Here is a 23,385-nt window from a genome sequence, read left to right as displayed (position 1 = left end):
ACCTGTCGGCTGCACCGCCCTCGGACTCCCGCTCCTCGATCGCCGGAAGGGTCTGTGGATCTCCTCCTGGACGGGAGAGGCATGCGCAGCGGCAGAGCGAGAGCAGCGCCGGCGCCATCGCGCCCGTCCGGGCGGTCGAGGCCGGCCCGTCCGGGCGCTTGAGGATGCAAGCGTGGCGAGACCGTTCCCGAGGTCACGGCAAGGCCGTTCACGCGCGGCGGCCCGGCCCGTCCGGCGTTCGAGGACGGAGGGCCGGGGCGTCGGTCACTTGGGTGGAAGCAGCCGGGGCGTCGGTCACCGGGGCGGGAGCGGCGGCCGTACCCGGTTCGGCGCGGAGTCGTACGTCGGCGGCGCCGCAGCGGGGTGCGCCTCCAGCAGGTCCAGCGCCACCTGTACCGCGTCGTCCAGCACCGCGTACCGGCCCTCCGCCCAGTCCAGGGGAGAGCGCAGGGCCTCCAGATCCGGTTCCACGCCGTGGTTCTCCACCGACCAGCCGTAGGCGTCGAACCATGCCGCGTTCATCGGCACCGTGATGACCGTGCCGTCGATCAGCCGGTGCCGCCCGGTCATGCCGACCACGCCGCCCCACGTCCGCTGGCCCACCACCGGTCCGAGTTTCAGTTGCCGGAACGCGGCGGTGATCATGTCGCCGTCGGAGGACGTCGCCTCGTCGGCGAGGGCCACCACCGGGCCCCGGGGGGCATTGGAGGCGTACGAGACCGGCTGGGCGTTGCGGGTCAGGTCCCAGCCGAGGATCGTGCGGGTCAGTTTCTCGACCACCAGTTCGCTGATGTGGCCGCCCGCGTTGCCGCGCACGTCGACGATCAGCGCCGGGCGGGAGACCTCCAGGCGCAGGTCCCGGTTGAACTGGGCCCAGCCCGATCCGCCCATGTCGGGGATGTGCAGGTAGCCGCACTTGCCGCCGCTCAACTCGCGTACGACCTCCCGGCGCTTGGCCACCCAGTCCTGGTAGCGCAGGGGGCGTTCGTCGACCAGGGGGACGAATGCGACACGGCGCGCCGGGCCTTCGCCCTCGCCGGGGCGGAAGGTGAGCTCCACGGTGGTGCCGCCGGCTGCGGCGAGGAGCGGGTAGGGGCCCGTGACGGGGTCGATCGGGCGGCCGTCCACGTGCGTGAGGATCGCGCCGTCCCGGATGCCCGTTCCGGCCAGCGGTGAACGGGCCTTGGAGTCCGATGAGTCGCCGGGCAGGATCCGCCGGACCACCCAGACCCCGTCCCGGCACACCAGATTCGCACCGAGCAGGCCGATCGGCCGCTGGTAGTGCGGCGGTCCTTCGTTGCGCCGGGCGGGCGCCACATACGCGTGCGAGGTGCCCAGTTCGCCGAGCACCTCGCGCAGCAGGTCGGCGAACTCATCGGGAGTCGCGACCCGTTCGACGAGCGGACGGTACTGGTCGAGCACACCCTCCCAGTCGATGCCGCACATGTCCGGCTCCCAGAAATAGGAGCGGATGATGCGGCCCGCTTCTCCGTAGGCCTGTCGCCATTCCGCCGGCGGATCGACGTCGTGGAGGATCCGCCGCAGGTCGAGGTAGACCGTCGAGTCGCTGTCGCCGGTTTCGGTGGCCGGTACGGCGCGCAGTTCGCCGTCGTCCATGACGACGAGCCTGGTTCCGTCGCCGCTGACGGCGAACCAGTCGAGATGGCCGACGAGTTCGGTCTTCCTGGCTTTGGTGATGTTGAAGTGTTCGAGGGTGGGGCGCCCCGAGGTGTCGGCAGGGTTGACGAACGTCTCGCCGAGGGCGCCGGAGATCGGCCAGCGCAGCCAGACGAGCCCGCCGCCGCTGACCGGGCGGAGAGCCGAGTACTTCGAAGCGGTGACCGGGAAGGGGGTCACCCGGTTCTCCAGCCCCTCGAACTCGACCGTGACCGTGGCCCCTTCGGCCGGGGCCGTCTCCGGAGCGTCGACCGGGTCGAGGCCACCCGCCGCCGGGCGTCCTTCCGGTGAGAGTGCGAACGGCGACGGGGTGGCCGAGGAGAGCGGGACCAGATACGGGCGGCAGCCGAGCGGGAAGGAGAGGTCGCCGGTGTGGACGTCGTACACCGGGTCGAAGCCGCGCCAGGAGAGGAACGCGAGATAGCGGCCGTCGCCGGTGAAAACCGGGTTCTCGTCCTCGAAGCGGCCGTTGGTGACGTCGACGATGATCGGCGCGCCGGGCCCCATGATCCGGGCCAGCTTGATCTGCCGCAGTGAGCGGCCGATCCCCGGATGCGACCAGGTCAGCCAGGCCCCGTCGGGTGAGAACGCCAGGTCGCGGACGGGACCGTTGGTGGAGCAGATGAGCTCGGTCGGTCCGGCGGTGGACTCCTCGGCGGTCTCCAGGAGCAGCAGACGGCCGTCGTTCGTGGCGATCGCGAGCCGTTCGCCCTCCTGGTCGGAGATGAACTCCTCGACGCGGCCCACCTGCCCGGAGGCCAGCCGGCGCGGGGCCCGGTCGCCGCTGGCGCGCGGCAGGTAGGCGATCTCGATCGCGTCCGCGCCGTCCGTGTCCGTGACGTACGCGACCTGGCCGGTGCAGCCGAGCATCTCGGGCAGCCGGACCCGGACCCCCGGGGTGTCGGCGATCGTGCGGGCGGGCCCGTCGCGGTGGGTGAGCCAGTACAGACTGCCGCGTACCGCGACGGCGCTCGCCCGGCCCGTCTCGTCCACCGACAGCGAGTCGACATGGCTGGACGCCGGTACCTGGTACGGACGCCGTCCGGCCCGAGGCCCGCCGAGCCGTACTTCCACCCTCCGCGGCATGGCGTCCGGTGACAGGTCGTCGACGAGCCACACCTCGCCCGCGCACTGGTAGACGACCCTGCGGCCGTCGCTGGACGCGTGCCGGGCGTAGAACGCGTCGTGGTCGGTGTGGCGGCGCAGATCGCTTCCGTCGGGCAGGCAGGAGTACAGGTTGCCGACGCCCTCGTGGTCGGAGAGGAACGCGATCCGGCCCTGGACGAACATCGGGGAGTCGAGGTGGCCGCCGATATCGGGCAGCAGCCGCACGCCGTGCAGCCACAGCCGCCCGGTCGCCCCGCCCCGGTACCGCTTCCAGGCGGCCGGTTCGTGCGGCGGTGTGCCGGTGAGCAGCAGGGTGCGCCGCTCGCCGTCGATCTCGCCGATCGCGATGTCGGAGACCGGGCCCCAGGGGAGCTTCGCGCCGGGTGAGCCGTCCGTGGGCACGTTGTACGCCCAGGAGAAGTAAGAGAACGGCTGGGCGTGCGAGGACACGGCGAGGATCTGGGACTGCTCGCCCGGATCGGGGGTCCAGCCGCAGACCCGTGCGTCGGTCGACCCCCAGTAGGTGAGCCGGCGGGCCGGCCCGCCGTCGACCGGGGCGAGATGGATCTCGGGGTCGAGACTGCGCCAGGTCGTGTACGCGATCCGGGTGCCGTCGGGGGAGAAGCGCGGGTGGCTGACCCGCGTCCGGTCGACGGTCACCCGCCACGCCCGGCCGGGTCGCTGCCCCTCGGGGACGAGGGGGGCGACCCAGAGGTCGTCCTCGGCCGCGAAGCAGAGCAGATCCTCATGGAGGTGCGGGAAACGGAGATACGCGACGTCGTCACTCACCCCCCAATGTTTTCCGGGTCAGGGGGCCGCGGCAACTTGTGGTGCAACACACAAGCGAAACGATGCAGTTTCGCTGGGGCGGCGGAGTAGCGTCGAGGTGTACGAAACAGTTTCGTTCGGCGAACTGCCGTACGAAACCGGCCGACGCGCAAGCCGAAGAGCAGGAGGTTGCACCATGGCACGCACCAGGCTCACCCCTGAGCGCGAGAGCGAGATGTACGCCGCGGTGCTCGACCTGCTGCGCGAGGTCGGCTACGACGCCCTGACCATGGACGCCGTCGCCGCCCGCACCCGTTCCAGCAAGGCCACCCTCTACCGCCAGTGGGGGAGCAAGCCCGAGCTGGTCGTCAAGGCGCTGCGGCACAACAAGCCGGGCGGCCTCGCCGAAGTCGACACCGGGTCGCTGCGGGGTGACTTCCACGCCGCGCTGGGCCGTACCGACGACTGTCAGATGGAGAAGGACTCCGCGCTGATGCGGGGCCTGATGCATGCCGTCCACGACAATCCCGATCTCCACCAGGCGCTGCGCGAGCTGCTCATCGAGCCGGAGATGACCGGCCTCGACATGCTGCTGCGCCGAGCCGTGGGCCGAGGTGAGCTGCGCCCGGACAACCCGGCGCTGCCCTATGTGCCGCACATGCTGATCGGCGCCTTCGCCGCTCGGCAGCTGGTCGAGGACCGCGCCGTCGACCAGGCGTTTCTCATCGATTACGTCGACTCCGTGATCCTCCCCGCTCTCGGTGTCTGACGCTCGTCCCTTCCGTACGGCCCTCTCCCCAAGCCCCACCTGACACGCCGCTCTCGTCGTCGGGCTGGTTCCTCACGCCCTTTTCCACTCATACGACCTGACCGGGAGTACGCCTCCGTGGCCACATTCCTCTACAAACTCGGACGGCTCGCCTTCCGGCGCCGCCGCTATGTCGCCCTCGTCTGGGTGGCGCTGCTGGCGCTCGCCGGATTCGGCGCGGCCTCCGCGTCCACCGCCACCTCCAGCTCCTTCTCCATTCCGGGTACGGAGGCCCAGAAGGCCTTCGACCTGCTGGAACAGCGCTTCCCCGCCGCCAGTGCCGACGGCGCGACCGCACGAGTCGTCTTCAAGGCGCCCGACGGCGAGAAGATGACGGACCCGGCCAACAAGGCGGAGGTGCACAAGGTCGCGGACGCGCTGAAGTCCGGCTCGGACCAGATCGCCTCGGTGACCGACCCGTACACGGCGCATGCCGTCAGCAAGGACGGTTCCACCGCCTACGTCTCCGTCTCCTACAAGGTCAGCTCGATGGAGCTGACCGACGCGACCCGGGACGACCTCCAGGACGCGGGCGAGGCGGCGCAGCACAGCGGGCTCGCCGTGGAGATCGGCGGTGACGCGCTCCAGGTGATGCCGGAGACCGGCGCCACCGAGATCATCGGTGTGGCGATCGCGGCGGTCGTGCTGGTCATCACCTTCGGGTCGCTGATCGCGGCCGGGCTGCCGCTGCTCACCGCGCTCATCGGCGTCGGCATCGGTGTCTCGACGATCACGGCGCTGGCGAACGTGCTCGACCTGGGTTCCACCACCTCCACCCTCGCGATGATGATCGGCCTCGCGGTCGGCATCGACTACGCGCTCTTCATCGTCTCCCGCTACCGCGCCGAGCTGGCCGAGGGCCGCGAGCGCGAGGAAGCGGCGGGGCGGGCGGTCGGCACGGCCGGTTCCGCGGTCGTCTTCGCCGGTCTCACCGTGGTCATCGCCCTGGTCGGCCTGGCCGTCGTCAACATCCCGATGCTGTCGAAGATGGGCTTCGCCGCGGCCGGTACGGTCGCGATCGCCGTCCTGATCGCGCTGACCCTGGTCCCGGCGATGATGGGCTTCGCGGGCAAGCGGGTGATGGGACGCAAGGCGCGCAAGGCCGCCGAGGCGGAGACCACGATGGTTGCGAAGCCGAACATGGGCACCCGGTGGGCGCGGTTCGTGCTGCGCAGGCCGGTGTGGGTACTGCTGGTCGGAGTCATCGGCCTCGGGACCATCGCCGTACCAGCCACCTCGCTGGAGATGGGCCTGCCCGACGACGGCTCGCAGCCCACCAGCACCACCCAGCGCCGCGCCTACGACCTGCTCTCCGACGGCTTCGGCCCCGGCTTCAACGGGCCGCTGATGGTCGTCGTGGACACGGCGAACAGCTCGGACGGCAGGACCGCGGTCACTCGTGTCACCGACGACATCTCCGGTATCCCGCACGTCGTCGCCGTCTCCCCGGCCACCTTCAACAAGGCCGGCGACACCGCGATGATCACCGTCGTTCCGCAGGACCGGCCGAGCTCGGCCGAGACGGAGAACGTGGTCCACGCGATCCGTGACGCGGGCAAGGACATCAGGTCCGACACCGGCGCCGAGGTCCTGGTCACCGGCTCCACGGCGATGAACATCGACTTCTCGCAGAAGATGAACGACGCACTGCTGCCGTACCTGGCGCTCGTCGTCGGCCTGGCCTTCCTGCTCCTGATGGTGGTCTTCCGGTCGGTTCTGGTGCCGCTGAAGGCGGCCCTCGGCTTCCTGCTCTCGGTCGTTGCGGCCCTGGGCGCGGTCGTCGCGGTCTTCCAGTGGGGCTGGCTCGGTTCGCTCTTCGGCGTCGAACAGACCGGCCCGATCATGTCCATGATGCCGATCTTCATGGTGGGTGTGGTCTTCGGTCTCGCCATGGACTACGAGGTCTTCCTCGTCACCCGGATGCGCGAGGCGTACGTCCACGGGGAGAAGCCCCCGCAGGCGATCGTCACAGGCTTCAAGCACGGCGCCCGCGTCGTCACCGCCGCGGCCGTGATCATGATGGCGGTCTTCTCCGGGTTCATCGGCTCCAGCGAGTCGATGATCAAGATGATCGGCTTCTCGCTCGCCATCGCGGTCTTCTTCGACGCGTTCGTCGTCCGGATGGCGATCGTGCCCGCGGTCCTCGCCCTGCTCGGCAAGCGCGCCTGGTGGCTGCCGCGCTGGCTGGACCGGCTGCTGCCCAACGTGGACGTGGAGGGCGAGGGGCTGCGCAAGCAGCTCGGCGAGACGCCGACCGGCGGTGACGGGCGCGGTGACGCGCAGGGTGAGCGCGAGCTGATCCGCGTCTGATCCTTACGAGCCCCGGGGCCCGCGTGTGAGCGGAGCGCGGCCCCGGACTGCGCCGGTTGCCTGTGGGGACGGGGGGCCGGGGCGACGATGAGCCCCCGTGCGAGCGGCACGGGGGCTCATCCATGCCGTCACGTCCGGCTGGTCACCGTGTGTGCGGCCTCAGGACTGCTCTCGTCGTGAATGCGGTCCAGGAAGCGGTTCATCGACGCGTTGTCGAACTGCACCACCTCGACGCCGTCTGCCGAGTGCTTCTCCACGACCAGCTGCGCCCGGCCGCAGGGCCATATCCGGATGGCGCCCCGCCGGGCGGGGGAGCGCATCCCGCCTTCCAGCAGGTCGCGGCCGAAGGCCCAGTCGGTGCCTCCGGGGAAGGAGACATGGACCGTACGGGGGTCGGAGGTGGCGTCGTACCGCAGGTCGACGGGGACCGCGAAGGTGTCGGTGGCCTCGGTGATGAGCCGGGCTTCGGTGTGCTCTTCGATCACGAGGGACATGGCCGACTTCTCCTATTCGTTCATTCTTGCCCTCTAATGTCCCATATTTTGGCCGGTCGGCGCGGCGAGGGCGCGGGCGGCCGGGCGTAGCTGTGAAGTATGCGCTCTTGCGAATGGTTCGCAACAAGGCCCTATTATTGAGAGGTTCATGCCCCCGCGCAGCAACGCAGGAAGCGGAGCCTCCTTCATGCATGTACCCGACGGATTCATCAACGCACCCGTCTCCGCCGCCGCCGGTGTCGTCGCCGCGGGTGCCGTCGCGGTCAGTCTGCGGGGCGCCCGTCGCGAGCTCGACGAGCGCACCGCGCCGCTCGCGGGCCTGGTCGCCGCCTTCGTCTTCGCGGTGCAGATGCTGAACTTCCCCGTCGCCGCGGGTACCAGCGGCCACCTCCTGGGCGGGGCGCTGGCCGCGATCCTGGTCGGTCCGTGCACCGGGGTGCTCTGTATATCCGTCGTCCTGCTCATGCAGGGCATCCTCTTCGCGGACGGCGGGCTCACCGCGCTGGGCGTCAACATCCTCGACATGGGCATCACGACCACCGTCGTCGCCTACGCCCTCTTCCGCGGCCTGCTCCATGTGCTGCCACGGACCCGTCGCTCGGTGACGGTCGCGTCGTTCGTCGCCGCGCTGGTCTCCGTACCGGCCGCGGCGGTCGTCTTCACGCTGATCTACTGGGTCGGCGGCACCACCGACATCCCGATCGGCAAGGTCTTCACCGCGATGGCCGGCGTGCACGTCCTGATCGGGATCGGCGAGGCCCTGATCACCGCATTGACCGTCGGCGCCGTCATCGCCGTCCGCCCCGACCTGGTGCACGGCGCCCGCGGACTCACCGCACCGCTCAAGCTCCGGGTCGGCGGCGAGCTCGTCGACGCACCGGCCCGGGAGACCACCCCCGTCGCCGGCCGGTCGACGCGCAAGGTCTGGGCCACCGGACTGGTCACCGCCCTCGTCCTCGCCGGCTTCGTCTCCTTCTACGCCTCCGCCAGCCCGGACGGCCTGGAGAAGGTCGCCGCCGACCAGGGCATCGACAAGAAGGCCGAGCCCCATGCGTCCAAGGACTCCCCGCTCGCCGACTACGGCGTCCGGGACATCTCCGACGCCCGTGTCTCCGGCGGCCTCGCCGGAGTGATCGGGGTCGGCGCCACGATCGTGGTCGGCAGTGGGGTCTTCCGGGCCGTACGCCGCCGCCGTACGGCGGACGCCCTTGAAGCGCGCACCGAGGAAACCGTCTGATGGGCGCCGGACACGCCCACAAGCTCTACCGGCACGCGCACTCGCCGGTCCATGAGCTGCCGCCGCACTGCAAGCTGGCCGCCGTCTTCTGTTTCGTGGTGGTCGTCGTCTCGACGCCCCGCGAGGCGGTCTGGGCGTTCGCGCTGTACGCGGTGCTGATCGCCGGGGTCGCCGCGGTGGCCCGGATCCCCGCCGGCTTCCTCCTCAAGCGGCTGCTGATCGAGGTGCCGTTCGTCGCGTTCGCGCTGCTCATGCCGTTCGTGGTGCCCGGCGAGCAGACCGAACTCCTCGGGATCTCCGTCAGCGTCCCCGGCCTCTGGGGCGCCTGGAACGTGCTCGCCAAGGGCACGCTCGGCGTCGCGGCCTCCGTACTGCTGGCCTCCACCACCGAACTGCGCGCCCTGCTGCTCGGCCTCCAGCGGCTGAGGCTGCCGCCGCTGCTCGTCCAGATCGCCTCGTTCATGATCCGGTACGGGGATGTGGTCTCCGATGAGATGCGGCGGATGTCGATCGCCCGCCGCTCCCGGGGTTTCGAGGCGCGCGGCGTACGGCAGTGGGGCGTGCTCGCCGCCTCGGCGGGCGCGCTCTTCATCCGGTCCTACGAGCGCGGCGAACGCGTTCATCTCGCCATGGTCAGCCGTGGCTACACCGGCTCCATGCCGGTCATCGACGACGTGACGGCGTCCCGTGCCCAGTGGGCGTACGCCGCGGCACTCCCCGTCCTCGCCCTTGTCGTCTGTCTGCTGGGATGGAACCTATGAGCCTGCCCCCTGTCACCGCACCGTCCCTCGAGGTCAGCGGCCTCGCCTACGCCTACCCCGACGGCCACCAGGCGCTCTTCGGCGTCGACCTGACCGTCGGCCGCGGCGAACGCGTCGCCCTGCTCGGCCCGAACGGCGCCGGCAAGACCACGCTCGTTCTCCACCTCAACGGCATCCTCGAGGCGGGCGCGGGTACCGTCCGGGTCGCCGGGCTCCCGGTGGAGAAGCGCAACCTCGCCGAGATCCGGCGCCGCGTCGGCATCGTCTTCCAGGACCCCGACGACCAGCTCTTCATGCCGACCGTCCGTGAGGACGTCGCCTTCGGGCCCGCCGCCTCCGGGCTGCGCGGCGCCGAACTGGAGGAGCGGGTCGTCGAGGCCCTCGAACAGGTCGGCATGGCGGGGTTCGCCGACCGGCCCCCGCACCACCTCTCCTTCGGTCAGCGCCGCCGCGTCGCCGTCGCCACCGTGCTCGCGATGCGCCCCGAGATCCTCGTCCTGGACGAGCCGTCGTCCAACCTGGACCCCGCATCCAGGCGTGAACTCGCCGACATCCTGCGCTCACTGGACGTCACTGTGCTGATGGTCACGCACGACCTGCCGTACGCCCTGGAGCTCTGCCCGCGCGCCGTCATCCTCGGCGACGGTGTCATCGCCGCCGACGACCGCACCCAGGAACTGCTCTGCGACGAGGAGCTGATGCGCGCCCACCGGCTGGAGCTGCCCTTCGGCTTCGACCCGCGTTCGGTGACTGTGGGCGCGTGACCGGCGCGGGAGGCGCGGCCGCCCCGGTCGTGCCGGGATGAAGGTCACCCGCGGTACAGCTCACCTGCGGCGCGATGCACCATGGGGGGATGAGCGGGAGTGCAGGAGCAGGCGTGGACGTACGGGGCACGGTGGCTGCCGGATTCGAACCGGTCAGGGACGCGTTCATCCGTAACTTCGAGGAGCGCGGCGAGCGGGGGGCCGCGGTCGCCGTCTACCGGGACGGGCGCAAGATCGTCGATCTGTGGGCCGGTACGCGGGACGTCGACGGCGTCGAACCGTGGGCGGTCGACACCGTGCAGATCGTCCGCTCGGCGGGCAAGGGCATCGCGGCCGCCGTACCCCTGCTGCTGCACCAGCGCGGCCAGGTGGACCTGGACGCGCCGGTCGGCACGTACTGGCCGGAGTTCAAGGCTGCCGGCAAGGAACGGGTCCTCGTCCGCCATCTACTCGCCCACCGGGCCGGAGTCCCCGCCCTCGACCGTCCGCTGACGCCGCAGGAGGCCGCCGACCCGGTCTCCGGGCCGCTGGCCGTCGCCGCGCAGCGCCCGCAGTGGGAGCCCGGCACCGCACACGGCTACCACGCGCAGACGTACAGCTGGCTCGTCGGCGAGCTGGTGCGCAGGGTCACCGGGCGCACCGTGGGCCGCTGGATCGCCGAAGAGATAGCCCGCCCCCTCGGCCTGGACTTCTGGTTCGGGCTCCCGGCGGACGAGGCGCACCGGGTGGGCCGGATCGGCCCGGTCGAGCCGCCCGCCCTCCCGGACAACGGCGGCGCACTGCGGATACGCCCCAAGCGGTCGGTCGTCGAGGCCTACCGCGACCCGGAGTCGCTGACCCGCCGTGCGTTCGGGGCGATCGACCCGCTGCCCGACGAGAACGACGCCGCCTACCGGGCGGCCGAACTGCCCGCCTCCAACGGCATCGCAACCGCCCGCGCCCTGGCCCGCTGCTACGCCGCGATGATCGGTCCGGTCGACGGCCACCGGCTGTTCGCCCCGGCCACCCTCACCCTGGCCCGCACCGAGGAGTCCGCGGGCCCGGACCGGGTGCTCGTCGTGAACACCCGCTTCGGCCTCGGCTACATGCTGCACGGCCCGGCCGCCCCACTCCTCGCCCCCGGCTCCTTCGGCCACCCGGGACGCGGCGGCTCGCTCGGCTTCGCGGACCCCGAATCCGGCATCGCGTTCGGCTATGTGACGAACGGTCTGCAGAAGGGAGTCACCGCCGACCCCCGTGCCCAGGCCCTGGTCCGAGCAGTACGGTCGGCGCTATGACTCCTACCGGTGATTCCAGGTTCGACGGATACGGCGTACTCATCACGGGTGCGGGACAGGGGATCGGCGCGGCCACTGCCCGCCGACTGGCCGACGAGGGCGCACGCGTCCTGGTGACCGATCTGGACGGTGACCGTGCCGAGCGCACGGCGGCGGCGATACGCAAGTCCGGTGCCACCGCGCTGGCGCTGCCCTGTGACGTGGGCGACCGGGCGGCGGTCGAGGCGGCGGTGGTCCGTACCGTCGACGCGTTCGGCTCGCTCGACGTCCTGGTCAACAACGCGTACGGGTGCACCCCCGACGCGCCCCTCTTCGAGGACGAGCCCGACGACGTCTGGCAGCGTGATCTGGACGCCACGCTCACCGGCCCGTACCGCTGCTCGCGCGCGGCACTGCCCCACCTGGTGGCGTCGGGGAGGGGAGCGATCGTCAACATCGGTTCGGTCAACGGCGAGCAGAGCTTCGGCAACCACGCCTACAGCGCCGCCAAGGCCGGCCTCGGCAGTCTGACCCGTACGCTCGCCGGCCATGCCGGTCCGCGCGGGGTCCGGGTCAACCTGGTGGCGCCCGGCACGATCCGCACGGACGCCTGGGCGGGGCGCGATGCCGAACTGGACCGGGTGAGCACGCTCTATCCCCTCGGCCGGGTCGGCGAACCGGACGACATCGCGGCAGCGGTCGCTTTCCTCGCCTCGCGCGACGCGTCCTGGATCACGGGGACGACGCTGCGGGTGGACGGCGGCCTGCTCGCGGTGAACACGGGCTTTCGCAGGGCGATCGCGCAGGAGTGAGCCCGATGGCGGCCGACGGGCATCCCCGTTGCGTACGCATGTGCCGGACGGTCATCGGTCAGTGACCGCTGCGTCGTTCCGCCGGGCGCGGCGTTCGATGCGCGTGCCGCGGTGGAACATGTGCCCGGCGCGGACGCCAGGAGAGTGCCGTCAGTTTGTTCTCGGTCTCCGTGCCGGGCTGCGGAATTCCGAGAACGATCCGCTGCCCCGAGCAGTCGTCGACGACGAGTGCGATCTCCTCCAGCACCAGCCGGCCGACACGGGGGTGCTTCACTTCGCGTGCGGTGACGTGGTGCCGCTCGACTTCGTGTTGCTGCCACCATCTGCAGAATTCCGTGCTGTTCCAGCTCAGTTCGCCGACCAGATCGGTGAACCACGGTTCGTGGACGTACATTCCGGTGGCCGCGCGGAATTCGGCCAGCAGGGAGCGGGCGCTCGGCTCCCAGTTCAGAATGAGTTCGCGCAGATAGCCGCCGAAGAAAAGCCACAGCATGTGACGGTGCTCGGGGGGAACGGCGGTCAGATCGCCGTAGACATCGGTGGTGGCGCGGTTCCAGGCGAGAATGTCGAAACGGGGACCGAGGACGAATGCCGGATGAGGCTGCTGGCTGTCCAGGATGCGCTGGAGCGTCGGCGGCACACCGCCCGCGGGAACGCTCGCGCTGGAACGCGTGTCACCGCCCTCGCTCGCCAGGGCGAAGAAGTAGTCGCGCTCCTCGGCGTTGAGGTGCAGCGCCTCGGCCAGCGAGGTGAGGACGTGCTCGGACACCCGGATGTCCCGGGCCTGCTCGAGGGAGGAGTACCAGGAGACGCTGATGCGTGCGAGGTCTGCGACGTCTTCCCGCCGCAGGCCGGGCGTCCGCCGCCGCGACGCCCGGGATGCCAGGCCGACCGCTTCCGGTTGAAGGGCCAGCCGTCGTGTCCTGAGGAAGTCCGCGAGCTCTGCTCGCCGTTGGTCGTGATTCATCCGTTGTCCCCTGTGCTGGGTGGACAGTTGCGGACATTCATTACCCTGCGATCCCCGCTACTAGGATAATGGCTTGCTGTACGCACCGCCTCGCGTGACGACGCAAAGGCGCTGCCGCCCGGTTCGGCAGCGGAAATTTCGGCAGCGGAAATCATTCATCGTTCACCGACGGGCGCCTGTATTTCGTATTTCGTTCCGCAGCCGGAAGACCTTCAGCACGCCCGTCGGCCCGCTGCACCGGCGGCCGCGGACCGGGAACGCCGCTCACCGTGAGCGCTTCAATCCGGATTGTGATCGCGGGTGGCCGGCCCCGGCACCCGGCACCCGCCGCCCGCCGGGCCCGTCACGGCAGGTCCGCACGCTCAACTCGTGTGCAGCATCAGTCCGATCCCGACGACCATCAGCCCTGCCGCCGCGATCCTCGGTGCGCCGAACCGCTCCTTGAAGAACACCGTCCCTATCGCCGCGCCCACGATGATGGACGACTCGCGCAGGGCGGCGATCGGGGCCAGCGGCGCCTTCGTCTGCGCCCACAGGACCAGCCCGTACGCGGTCACCGACAGGGCCGCGCCGAAAAGCCCCCGTACCGCGAACGGCCTCAGCTGGGGCATCAGTTGCCGACGGCGGCGGTACAGCGCGTACGCCGGCACGGCGAGCCCCTCCAGGATCATCAGCCAGGCGATGTAGCCGAGCGAGGTGCCGGAGGCGCGGACGCCCACCCCGTCGACGGTGGTGTACCCGGCGATCGACAGACCCGTCGCCAGCGCGGCGACGATCGCGGGCCATTGCGGGCGGCTCCGTCCGTCGCGGATGCCCCACAGTGCGATGCCGAGCAGCCCCGCGCAGGCGACCGCGACCCCCGTCGTCGCCCAGCCGTCGGGCCGCTCGCCGATGAAGACCGCCGCCAGCACCGTCACCACCAGGGGCGCGGTGCCGCGAGCGATCGGGTACATCTGGCCGAAGTCACCCAGCGTGAACGACCGCATCAGCAGCACCATGTAGCCGACATGGAGCACCGCCGAGGCGACGAGACAGGGCCACGCCCCCGCGGCGGGCAGCGGGACGAAACAGGCCGTCACCGCGCCGATCAGAACCCCGCCGCCGGAGATCAGGGTGAAGGAGAGCAGTTGGTCCTTGATGGCGTGGGCGATCGCGTTCCAGCTGGCGTGTGTGACGGCCGCGATCAGCACCGCGACGACGACCAGCGGCGTCACTCGGACTGCTCGCGCACGTCCACCACGGTGCCGCCGGCGTGCTTGATGACCGACGTGGGGTCGAGCGGGAAGACCGTGTGCGGGGTGCCCGCCGCGGCCCACACCACGGGGTGGTCGAGCAGTCCGCGGTCGGCCAGCACCCGGGTCTTCGTACGGTGACCGAAGGGCGGCACTCCACCGATCGCGTACCCGGTGGTCTCCCGGACCAGATCGGCCCCGGCGCGCTTGACCTTCCCGGCGCCCAGCTCCTGCCGTACGAGCTCGACGTCGACGCGGGACGAGCCGTCCATCAGAACCAGGACCGGCGCCCCGTCCGCCTCGAAGACCAGCGACTTGACGATTGCGCTGAGCTCGCAGCCGATGGCAGCCGCGGCCTCGGCGGCGGTGCGCGTGGCATCGGGGAAGCGGCGGATCTCGACCTCCAGGCCCAGTTCGCCGAGGGCCTCGGCGAAGCGGGGGTGGGCGTCGGTGCGGGAGGCGGCGGGGGTGGCGTCGGGTGTACTCATGCCCTGCACGCTAGCGGTCGGTGTACCGGGCATGCGACGCGGTTTCGGAGTGCCTCCGGATCGTCCGTCCGATGAGGCCGTTCAGGACCCCGCCCGCAGTACCGCCGCCACCACCGGGCCGGCCGCGTCGCCGCCGTGGCCGCCGGACTGGACGACCGCCGCGGCCGCGAGATCGTTGCTGAAGCCGGTGAACCAACTGTTGGAGGTGGCCTGTCCGTCGACCTCCGCCGAGCCGGTCTTCGCGCCCTTGTCGCCGCCGACCGAGGCCATCGCCGCCTTGGCGGTGCCCCAGCTCGCGGTCTGCCGCATCATGTTGGTCACCTGCTGGGAGACGGACGCGGGCAGCGAACGGGACGCGGTGGCGAGAGGGCGGCCGTCCAGGTCCTGGGGGACCAGGACCGGCTGGCGGAAGATGCCGTTCCGTGCGGTGGCGGTGATCGACGCCATGTTGAGTGCGTTCATCTGGATGGTGCCCTGGCCGATGTACTGCGCGGCGGCCTCACCGCCGACGGCCTCGGGCACGCTGCCGTCGAACGACGCGATGCCGGTCTGCCAGTCGAGGCCGATCCCGAAGACGTCCCGGGCCTCCTTGGCGAGTGCGGCGTCGTCGTGCGCATCGTCGATCAGCTTGATGAAGGCCGTGTTGCACGAGCGGGCGAAGCTTGTGGTGAGCGTGTCGGTGGCCGGGAGCGAGAAGTTCTCCAGGTTGTGGAAGGTGCGGCCCTGGTACATCACGTCCTTCGGGCACTCGACCGGACGGTTCGCGGCGGCGACCCCCTTCTCGATCAGCATCGACGCGGTGACGATCTTCATCGTCGAACCGGGCGCCTGCTTGCCGAGCATGGCCGCGTTGAAGCCGGTCGCAGGGTTGTTGGCCACCGCGCGGATCGAGCCGGTGGACGGCCGGACGGCGACCACCGAGGCCTGGCTGTACTTCTTCACGGCCTTCTCGGCCGCCGCCTGGACGTTGGCGTCCAGCGTGGTCTGCAGCGTGCCGGGCTTCCCCTTGGACAGCGTCAGCAGCGTCTCGTCGGGGGTGTCCTGGTTCGACGACTCGATCCAGGTCTCGATGCCCGCGGTGCCGCCGGCCTTCTCCCCGTACTTCTCGCGCAGCGTGTCCAGGATCGGCCCCAGCGACGGGTACTTCTCCTTCGTCAGCACCCGGCCGTTGTGGTCGAGCGCCTCGATGGACGGGGTCGACGCCTCGCCGGTCTTCAGCGACTCGCCGTCCGCCAGCTGCGGATGGATCACCGAGGGTTTCCAGTCGACCAGCGGCCGGCCGGTGGTCAGGCCGCGCACCACGGTCAGCTCGGAGGAGTACGACCAGGGCTTGGACTTCCCCTCGTAGCTCACGGTCGCCTTCACCGTGAACGGCACCGTCGTGCCGGTCGCCGGGCCCGGCGTGATCACGGCGTCGGTGACATGGGCATCGGTGCTGTATCCGCTGAGCGCCGTTGCGGCCTCGGTCGCGTTGTTGGTGAGCTGGGAGGCCTGCGCCGCCTCTCCGGCCGCCCAGGCGTCGAGGAACTTCTTCGACGTCTCGCCGATCTCCGCCGTGCTCGGCGGCCCCGTCTTCACCTCTGCGGAGGTGGAGCGGCCGTCCGTGCCGCCCCCGCCGCCGTTGAGTGTGTCGAGCACGTTGTACGCCCCGTACCCCACCCCGCCGACCACCAGCGCGAACACGCCGCCGACCACAGCGACCTTCGCTCCACTGCGCATCCCTGCAGTCCCCCTCCCCAGGAGGCTCCCTTGAACGTGTTCAAGAGAGCGCTTGTGGGCACTCTACGGGACGGTAGTGACGGCGGAGGCAGTTGTTATCGGACTGCTATCGGTAATGGCGTGAACGGGCCGTTCAGATCCAGGTATCCAGCCACATGCGGTCGCGCCAGGAATTCTCGGGAATCGACATGCCCGTATACAGCGGCCAGAAGTAGATGAAGCTTCGCTTGTCGCGGAGGCGTAGGCCCCGACCAGCGATTTTCTGGCTGGACGGGGCCGTTCGGGGCCCACTGGGCCGTAATCATGGTTCCTCGATGCCTTGTAGGCCCAGGAGTCCTAGCTCAGACACCAGCCGCAAGGTGGCGGAGTGCTCACGTGCTCGCCGCTCGGTTGGCGATCTCCACCAGGCGCTCGCCGGCTGCTCCAACCGCGCGGTGCGCGTGTACGCTCACCCTCGCCGTGCCAGCCGAGACTTGAACTGCTGCCCCCACGCCGGCGCAAACTCCGACCCCGCCCGAGGAGCCATGCGTCGCACCACCCCCCTTGCCGTAGCCGTCACCCTCGCCGCCGCCCTCACCGCGGCCAGCTGCTCGTCGAACTCCGGCGGCAGCGAGCGCCGAAGCGTCGACTCCGAGAAGCCCGCCGCCGACCCTGCCGCTGCCAAGGAGTTCCGCGCTGTCGTTGAGGCCGCCCGCAGTACAAGCGTGACGATCAGCGAATCGTTGGTCCTCCAGGACGACGGAAAGCGAACGGTCCTCGTCATTGACGGCCCCTTCGACCTCGCCCATGGCCGGGGGAAACTCCTCGTCCATGCAGGAGGCCCCATCGAACAACTCGACCAGATATTCGTCGGCGACAAGGCCTACCTCAGCACCCGCAAAGACCAATGGCTCGTCACCGACCGCTCGAAAGCCGAGTCCCACCACCTCCTGCGCGCCCCGCTCAACGACCCCCAGCATCTGCTTGCCCAGATCGCAGCCACCACCAAGATCACGAAATCCAGCAAGGACCCCGTCTTCGGCGGCGCCGCCACCCGCTACCGCGGCGCGCTCGCATACCACGCTCTGACCTCGCGCACAGCCGAGAAGACCCGTGGCGAGATCGACGGATACCGGCAGGACAGCGAGGGCGCTGTCCTGCCGGTATCCGTGGACGCCTACGTGAAGCAGGGGCGACTCGCTCTGGTCCGCCTTGACTTCAAGATGGACGACGATTTCGCCCACGTCAGCCTTCAACTGTCGGACTTCGGGGAACCAGTGGAAGTCACCGCACCCCCATCTGCGACCCCGATCGCTCCTCCGGCCGAGGGGGCCCTGGCTTTCATGACAGGCTGACGCGGGACATCGCAGCGTCCCCCGCCCGCTAACGGCAGCGCGAGCGCTGAGTGCTGCCCCAGCCGCGCTCAGCGCCGCGGCCGGGGTCGCATCTGCGAACCGCCCACTTCGGTTACGCGCAGAACTTCAGGAATCGGGCTTAGGACGCCTGGGCCTTGTAGAGGGCTTCCACAGCTTTTCGAGTGCGCCCTTCGCTGCTCGGCATCAGGTGTGTGTACGTGCGCAGGGTGAATCCTGGATCGGCGTGACCGAGGTACTGGCTAAGGGCCCGGATGTTCTCGCCAGCGTCCAGGAGCACGGAGGCGTAGAAGTGCCTCAGTGCGTGCATTCCGTGATCGGGAGCGGATGCGTACCGCTCGCCCTCCTCAGGCTGGGGAATGATGCCCACAGCCGCGAGCGCGGGCTTCCACATGAAGTCGTTGAAGTGGCTCACCCGGACGTGGTCGCCCGTCGATCCGGTGAAGATGAGTGACTTTGTCACGAGGGGTCCATCCGGCGTCCGCCACGGCAGTGTGACTCTGACGGGCGGCCACTTCTCCGAATGCGCCTTGAGCGCGTCTGCCACGGCCGCGGGCAACGGAACGTCTCGGACCTTGGCGCCCTTCGGGAGGGCGAAGACGAATTTCCCGCGAATGCGCTTGAGTTGGTGCTCGACGGAGAGCCAACCACCCTCGTAATCCAACTCGTCTTCAGAGAGCCCAAAAGACTTCCCCCTGTCGGAGCCCGCACCCGCCAGCCACGTCCACGGTTGTCCGCAGATGCTTCGGCAGTGCGTCGCGCACGCCGAACACCTGGCGCGCCCCGTTCTACTGGCTAGTGGCAAGTAGGCAGTAGCTGCGTGCGCTCAGGCGTTGCCGTGGGCGGCTGCGCCTGATGCCTTCCAAGGCGAGCGAGGCAACTCCCCGTTGGAAGGCACTCGCCTCCAACACGTTCCGGAGTCGCTCACACACCTCTGGGAGCTCCCAGTGTGGGCGCCCGAAAGTCGCCCGCCCGAAGGGCGGTCTATTCAACTCTTCTCAAAGTACGTGGCTCCCGTCTTGTCGCTTGTCGCGGGTGACGCCGTTCGCGCTCTTCTGGGGACGGAGAGCGCGTCTGACCTGCGTGACGACAAGCGACAAGACAAGCGACAAGGCGGGGAGACGAGTTGCCCGCGGCTACCCCGGGCCGTCCGGCCGTACCTGCCAACACGAGGCTGCCGGAGAGTCGCCTGCCGGCGGGGCCGTCTGTGGGCCGTCTGAGGGTGGCCACCGGCCACCGACGGCCACCAACAACAACCAAGAGGGCGCGGCCACCGGCCACGCCCTCTTCGCGCTTCTGTCCAGCTAGATCCAGGTATCCAGCCACATGCGGTCGCGCCAGGAATTCTCGGGAATCGACATGCCCGTATACAGCGGCCAGAAGTAGATGAAATTCCAGATGATGAGCAGGACGAGCACGCCCGCCGCGATCGCCCCCACGGCCCGGCGCCGTTCACCGGACGGATCGCCCGTCACCAGGCCCAGTTCCCGCTTGGTCCCGGTGCCCGCCGCAGGACCGATCATCGCGCCGATCATCATCGCGACCGCGAGGCAGAGGAACGGCACGAAGACCACCGCGTAGAAGAAGAAGATCGTCCGCTCCTGGTAGAAGAACCACGGCAGCCAGCCCGCCGCCACACCACAGGCGATCGCGCCCGCCCGCCAGTCGCGTCGGAAGAACCACCGCCACAGCACGTACACCAGGGCGAAGCAGCCGGCCCACCACAGCAGCGGCGTGCCGAGCGCCAGCACCTCGCGGGCGCACTTGCCGGTCTCCGAGGCGACGCAGCCGTTCTGCTCGTCGTAGAAGTACGAGACGGGGCGGCCCAGGACGATCCAGCTCCAGGGGTTGGACTGGTAGGTGTGGCCGGACGTCAGGTTCACGTGGAACTCGTAGACCTGGTACTCGTAGTGCCACAGGCTGCGCAGCCAGTCCGGCAGCCAGGTCCAGCTGCCTCCCCTGCCGTCGGTGGTGGCCCAGTTCCGGTAGTAGCCGTGGTGTGCGGGATCGTTTCTGACGATCCAGCCGGTCCACGACGCGAGGTACGTCAGGATCGCGACCGGCACCGTCGAGACGAACGCGGGCAACAGGTCCCGCTTGATCACTGCCTCGTACGGCCGCACCGCTCCCGCCGTCCGGCGTGCACCGACGTCCCACAGGACCGTCAACAGGCCGAACGCGACCAGGATGTACAGGCCGTTCCACTTCGTGCCGAACGCCAGACCCAGCGAGAGGCCCGCCGCGATCCGCCACGGCCGCCATCCCAGCCGCAGTGTCCGGGCGATCTGCGCATCCGGGCGCAGCACCCCGTCGGCGTCGACGGGCAGCGCCGCGGCGAGCCTGCGCCGCGCCCAGTCCCGGTCGATCAGCAGACAGCCGAACGCCGCCAGCACGAAGAACATCAGCACGAGGTCGAGCAGCGCGGTGCGGCTCATCACGAAGTGCAGGCCGTCGACGGCGAGCAGCGCGCCCGCCAGGCACCCCAGGAACGTCGACCGGAACAGCCGCCCCCCGATCCGGCACAGCATCAGCACGGACAGCGTGCCGAGCACGGCCACCATGAAGCGCCAGCCGAACGGTGTGAACCCGAAGAGCTGCTCGCCGAACCCGATGATCCACTTGCCGACCGGCGGATGCACCACATAGCCGGGATCCGTCGGCACCGGCACCGCCGAGGGATCGGCCAGGATCGACTTGTCGATGTCCTTCGGCCAGGACCCCTCGTACCCCTGCTTGATCAGTGCCCAGGCGTCCTTGGCGTAGTACGTCTCGTCGAATATCACCGCCTTCGGGCTGCCCAGGTGCCAGAACCGCAGCACTCCCGCGACCAGTGCCACCAGCAGCGGACCGCCCCACGCCGACCACCGCACCAGCCGGTCGGCGGTCGGCGGCGACACCCCCAGCACCGCCCACAGCTGCGGTCCCGGCCGGGTGTACGGCGGGACCAGCCGTTCCCGCAGCCCGGTTCCGGGGCGCGGAGAATGGCCGAAGCGGCGCAGCCGCTGCTGCCAGGAAGGCGGCTCTTCGCAGCGCTGTTCCCTGACGTCTTGACCCTGCTGGGCTTCGGGCGCAGTACTCGTCACCGCGCCATCGTAGGGAACGCATCTGTGCGACTGCTGTCGCCCGTGCTGCGAGGATGGCTGATGTGACTGGAACGACTGGAACGCTGGTACTCGCAGGGACCCCCATCGGTGACGTGGCGGACGCCCCGCCACGGCTCGCCAAGGAACTGGAGACGGCGGACGTCGTCGCCGCCGAGGACACCCGCCGGCTGCGCCGGCTGACGCAGGCGCTCGGCATCCACACCACGGGGCGTGTCGTGTCCTACTTCGAGGGGAACGAGTCGGCGCGTACGCCCGAACTCGTCGAGGCGCTGACCGGTGGGGCCCGGGTGCTTCTGGTCACGGACGCCGGAATGCCGTCCGTCTCCGACCCCGGCTACCGGCTCGTCGCCGCCGCCGTGGAGAAGGACATCAAGGTCACCGCGGTGCCCGGCCCGTCCGCCGTGCTCACCGCGCTCGCCCTGTCCGGTCTGCCCGTCGACCGGTTCTGCTTCGAGGGTTTCCTGCCGCGCAAGGCGGGCGAACGGCTCGGACGGCTCCGCGAGGTCGCCGACGAGCGCCGCACCATGGTCTTCTTCGAGGCCCCGCACCGGCTCGACGACACCCTCGCCGCGATGGCCGAGGTGTTCGGTGGCGACCGCCGGGCCGCCGTGTGCCGGGAGCTGACCAAGACGTACGAGGAGGTCAAGCGCGGCCCGCTGGCCGAGCTGGCGGTCTGGGCGGCCGAAGGCGTACGCGGCGAGATCACCGTCGTCGTCGAGGGCGCGGCGGACACGGCCGAGGAACTGGACGCCGCCGAGCTGGTACGCAGGGTGCAGGTGCGCGAGGAGGCGGGGGAGCGGCGCAAGGAGGCGATCGCCGCCGTCGCAGCCGCGGCGGGCCTGCCCAAACGCGAGGTCTTCGACGCCGTCGTCGCGGCGAAGAACGCCTCGCGCAGCGGTCCGGCGGACGGCAAAGGACTATCCTGAAAAGCAAAGCATGAGCCGCGCACCTGCCCCTTTTTGCCACGAGATGGCCAAGACCGCTCCAATACTCGACAGGGCTTGGTGCGCTCCCGCCGGTATGGGCGTCCACTGGATCAGGGACGCATTCTCCGGAGTGCTTGTCCGGCGGACAAGAGGAGCAGGCATGAGTGAGATCGCAGCAACCACCGTGCATGAGGCGTACGCCTTCGCGTGCATGAGGTGCGGATACGGCTGGGAACAGGCCTACGAGATCGAGCATCACGTCGACGGTTCCAACAACGACTTCATCATCTACAAGGCGGACGGGGAACGTGTGCCGTCCCCCCTGTCCAGGCCCACCTGCATGAACTGCGGCGGCCATGTGGTCCGGATCATGCGGTCCGGCCGTGTCTCGACCGTCCAGCGGACGCTCTTCCCGGAGGAGAGCGGACGTACCGAGGACGTCGACGCTCGTGAACGCGAGGCCGCCGCGCCGGCGGCCGCGGAACACCACTGGCACCTCTCCGACCTGCTGCACCCCTTCCACCGCAAGTGAGGGCGGCGCCACGGTCCTCGTACGATCGTGGCATGAGCCGTACGGAAGCCCCGCCGCTGCCCGAACCCCTGCGGGTGCCGGTCGCCGATTCGCACACCCATCTGGACATGCAGGACGCCACCGTCGAGGAGGGCCTGGCCAGGGCCGCCGCGGTCAACGTCACCACAGTGATCCAGGTGGGCTGCGACGTGCAGGGGTCGCGCTGGGCGGCCGAGACCGCGGCCGCGCACGCCGGTGTGTACGCGGCGGTGGCCCTGCACCCCAACGAGGCGCCGCGCATCGTGCACGGGGACCCGGACGGGTGGTCGCGCCAGGGGGCGCGGGAGCCGGGCGGGAAGGCGGCGCTCGACGAGGCGCTCGCCGAGATCGACAAGCTGGCCGCCCTCGACCGGGTGCGCGGCGTCGGCGAGACCGGGCTTGATCACTTCCGTACCGGTCCGGAGGGCATGGCCGCCCAGGAGGAGTCCTTCCGGGCCCATATCGAGATCGCCAAGCGGCACGGCAAGGCGCTCGTCATCCACGACCGCGAGGCGCACGCCGATGTGCTGCGCATCCTCGCCGACGCGGGCGCCCCCGAGCGGACCGTGTTCCACTGCTACTCCGGTGACGCCGAGATGGCGCGGATCTGCGCGGACGCCGGGTACTTCATGTCCTTCGCGGGGAATGTGACGTTCAAGAACGCCCAGCCGCTGCGGGACGCGCTGATGGCCGCGCCTGTCGAACTGGTGCTGGTCGAGACGGACGCACCGTTCCTCACCCCCGCCCCGTACCGCGGACGGCCCAACGCGCCCTATCTCATTCCCGTGACGCTGCGCGCCATGGCGGAGGTGAAGGGCGTCGACGAGGACACCCTGGCGTCGGCGATCAACGACAACACCGCTCGCGCATTCGACTACTGACGGATCACGCCGCGACGGTGTGTAGTCGCGCCGCTTTGGAGAGTGACCGAAGCTCCACTATCGTCCCGGACGCCCATCGGGCCACCGGGGACGAACGGACCTTCTGGAGCGTCGTGATCAATGCACAGGGCAGTCACCGTGCGAAAGCGGGCGGAGTGCGCAGGGGAACTAC

General features: G+C 70.1%; 18 protein-coding genes and 1 pseudogene. 11 read left to right on the top strand and 8 right to left on the bottom strand.

What is annotated here, in order from left to right:
- Window positions 1-294: 294 nt before the first annotated feature.
- On the bottom strand, window positions 295-3,573 hold the full coding sequence (locus tag LRD69_RS12545) for a S41 family peptidase (RefSeq protein ID WP_277326652.1): 3,279 nt from the start codon (window positions 3,571-3,573) through the stop codon (window positions 295-297).
- Between the two features lie 175 nt (window positions 3,574-3,748).
- Here LRD69_RS12545 and LRD69_RS12540 point away from each other — a divergent pair, with 175 nt between their 5' ends.
- Complete coding sequence (locus tag LRD69_RS12540) at window positions 3,749-4,321, top strand: TetR/AcrR family transcriptional regulator (protein ID WP_277326651.1); 573 nt, start codon at window positions 3,749-3,751, stop codon at window positions 4,319-4,321.
- Between the two features lie 117 nt (window positions 4,322-4,438).
- Window positions 4,439-6,670: an MMPL family transporter gene (locus LRD69_RS12535; RefSeq protein WP_277326650.1), complete on the top strand. Its 2,232-nt coding sequence runs from the start codon at window positions 4,439-4,441 to the stop codon at window positions 6,668-6,670.
- Between the two features lie 128 nt (window positions 6,671-6,798).
- On the opposite strand, the gene LRD69_RS12530 is transcribed toward LRD69_RS12535, so the two are convergent.
- Complete coding sequence (locus LRD69_RS12530) at window positions 6,799-7,164, bottom strand: SsgA family sporulation/cell division regulator (protein ID WP_346771906.1); 366 nt, start codon at window positions 7,162-7,164, stop codon at window positions 6,799-6,801.
- A 187-nt stretch (window positions 7,165-7,351) separates the two neighbouring features.
- Here LRD69_RS12530 and LRD69_RS12525 point away from each other — a divergent pair, with 187 nt between their 5' ends.
- The 5 genes from LRD69_RS12525 (at window position 7,352) to LRD69_RS12505 (ending at window position 11,994) form a co-directional block, all read left to right on the top strand.
- Window positions 7,352-8,401, top strand: coding sequence for an energy-coupling factor ABC transporter permease (locus LRD69_RS12525; RefSeq protein WP_277326649.1), 1,050 nt, complete (start codon window positions 7,352-7,354; stop codon window positions 8,399-8,401).
- Entirely contained in the window at window positions 8,401-9,162 is a 762-nt protein-coding gene (cbiQ, locus tag LRD69_RS12520) for a cobalt ECF transporter T component CbiQ (protein WP_277326648.1), read from the top strand. Before LRD69_RS12525 ends, cbiQ begins: the two co-directional genes overlap by 1 nt.
- Window positions 9,150-9,926, top strand: a complete 777-nt coding sequence (locus tag LRD69_RS12515; protein ID WP_277326647.1) for an ABC transporter ATP-binding protein — start codon at window positions 9,150-9,152, stop codon at window positions 9,924-9,926. The genes cbiQ and LRD69_RS12515 overlap by 13 nt, the downstream gene beginning before the upstream one ends.
- 113 nt (window positions 9,927-10,039) lie before the next feature.
- Window positions 10,040-11,203 (top strand): serine hydrolase domain-containing protein, encoded by a 1,164-nt coding sequence (locus tag LRD69_RS12510; RefSeq protein WP_277329715.1) that lies wholly within the window; start codon window positions 10,040-10,042, stop codon window positions 11,201-11,203.
- Complete coding sequence (locus LRD69_RS12505) at window positions 11,200-11,994, top strand: SDR family NAD(P)-dependent oxidoreductase (RefSeq protein ID WP_277326646.1); 795 nt, start codon at window positions 11,200-11,202, stop codon at window positions 11,992-11,994. Before LRD69_RS12510 ends, LRD69_RS12505 begins: the two co-directional genes overlap by 4 nt.
- A 58-nt stretch (window positions 11,995-12,052) precedes the next feature.
- On the opposite strand, the gene LRD69_RS12500 is transcribed toward LRD69_RS12505, so the two are convergent.
- The 4 genes from LRD69_RS12500 to LRD69_RS12485 form a co-directional block, all read right to left on the bottom strand.
- Window positions 12,053-12,961, bottom strand: coding sequence for a helix-turn-helix transcriptional regulator (locus LRD69_RS12500; RefSeq protein ID WP_277326645.1), 909 nt, complete (start codon window positions 12,959-12,961; stop codon window positions 12,053-12,055).
- Window positions 12,962-13,323: 362 nt separating this feature from the next.
- A complete protein-coding gene (locus LRD69_RS12495; RefSeq protein ID WP_277326644.1) occupies window positions 13,324-14,175 on the bottom strand; it encodes a DMT family transporter in 852 nt (283 codons plus the stop codon).
- The gene (locus LRD69_RS12490; RefSeq protein ID WP_277326643.1) at window positions 14,172-14,681 is read right to left on the bottom strand and encodes a YbaK/EbsC family protein; all 510 of its coding nucleotides are present in this window, start codon (window positions 14,679-14,681) and stop codon (window positions 14,172-14,174) included. Before LRD69_RS12490 ends, LRD69_RS12495 begins: the two co-directional genes overlap by 4 nt.
- Before the next feature lie 81 nt (window positions 14,682-14,762).
- The gene (locus LRD69_RS12485) at window positions 14,763-16,400 is read right to left on the bottom strand and encodes a penicillin-binding transpeptidase domain-containing protein (protein ID WP_277326642.1); all 1,638 of its coding nucleotides are present in this window, start codon (window positions 16,398-16,400) and stop codon (window positions 14,763-14,765) included.
- 524 nt (window positions 16,401-16,924) lie between these two features.
- Between LRD69_RS12485 and LRD69_RS12480 the strand changes: the two genes are divergently transcribed.
- A complete protein-coding gene (locus LRD69_RS12480) occupies window positions 16,925-17,734 on the top strand; it encodes a hypothetical protein (RefSeq protein ID WP_277326641.1) in 810 nt (269 codons plus the stop codon).
- Window positions 17,735-17,873: 139 nt separating this feature from the next.
- Here the strand turns inward: LRD69_RS12480 and LRD69_RS12475 are convergent.
- Together LRD69_RS12475 and LRD69_RS12470 are read right to left on the bottom strand one after the other, a co-directional pair.
- Window positions 17,874-18,531, bottom strand: a pseudogene (locus tag LRD69_RS12475) (site-specific integrase); the annotation flags it as partial.
- A gap of 525 nt (window positions 18,532-19,056) precedes the next feature.
- Entirely contained in the window at window positions 19,057-20,835 is a 1,779-nt protein-coding gene (locus tag LRD69_RS12470) for a phospholipid carrier-dependent glycosyltransferase (protein ID WP_277326640.1), read from the bottom strand.
- A 53-nt stretch (window positions 20,836-20,888) separates the two neighbouring features.
- Between LRD69_RS12470 and rsmI the strand changes: the two genes are divergently transcribed.
- The 3 genes from rsmI to LRD69_RS12455 all read left to right on the top strand — a co-directional run bounded on the left by rsmI (window position 20,889) and on the right by LRD69_RS12455 (window position 23,213).
- The gene (rsmI, locus tag LRD69_RS12465) at window positions 20,889-21,782 is read left to right on the top strand and encodes a 16S rRNA (cytidine(1402)-2'-O)-methyltransferase (protein WP_277326639.1); all 894 of its coding nucleotides are present in this window, start codon (window positions 20,889-20,891) and stop codon (window positions 21,780-21,782) included.
- A 160-nt stretch (window positions 21,783-21,942) separates the two neighbouring features.
- On the top strand, window positions 21,943-22,314 hold the full coding sequence (locus tag LRD69_RS12460) for a hypothetical protein (RefSeq protein ID WP_277326638.1): 372 nt from the start codon (window positions 21,943-21,945) through the stop codon (window positions 22,312-22,314).
- Window positions 22,315-22,346: 32 nt separating this feature from the next.
- Window positions 22,347-23,213, top strand: coding sequence for a TatD family hydrolase (locus LRD69_RS12455; RefSeq protein ID WP_277326637.1), 867 nt, complete (start codon window positions 22,347-22,349; stop codon window positions 23,211-23,213).
- The last annotated feature ends 172 nt before the right edge of the window (window positions 23,214-23,385 follow it).

Origin of the sequence: Streptomyces sp. JH14, from assembly GCF_029428675.1 — a bacterium.
In the GTDB taxonomy this organism is placed as follows: domain Bacteria; phylum Actinomycetota; class Actinomycetes; order Streptomycetales; family Streptomycetaceae; genus Streptomyces.
Note: the sequence above shows the minus strand (reverse complement) of the source record. Positions and strands in the feature narration are given on the sequence as shown.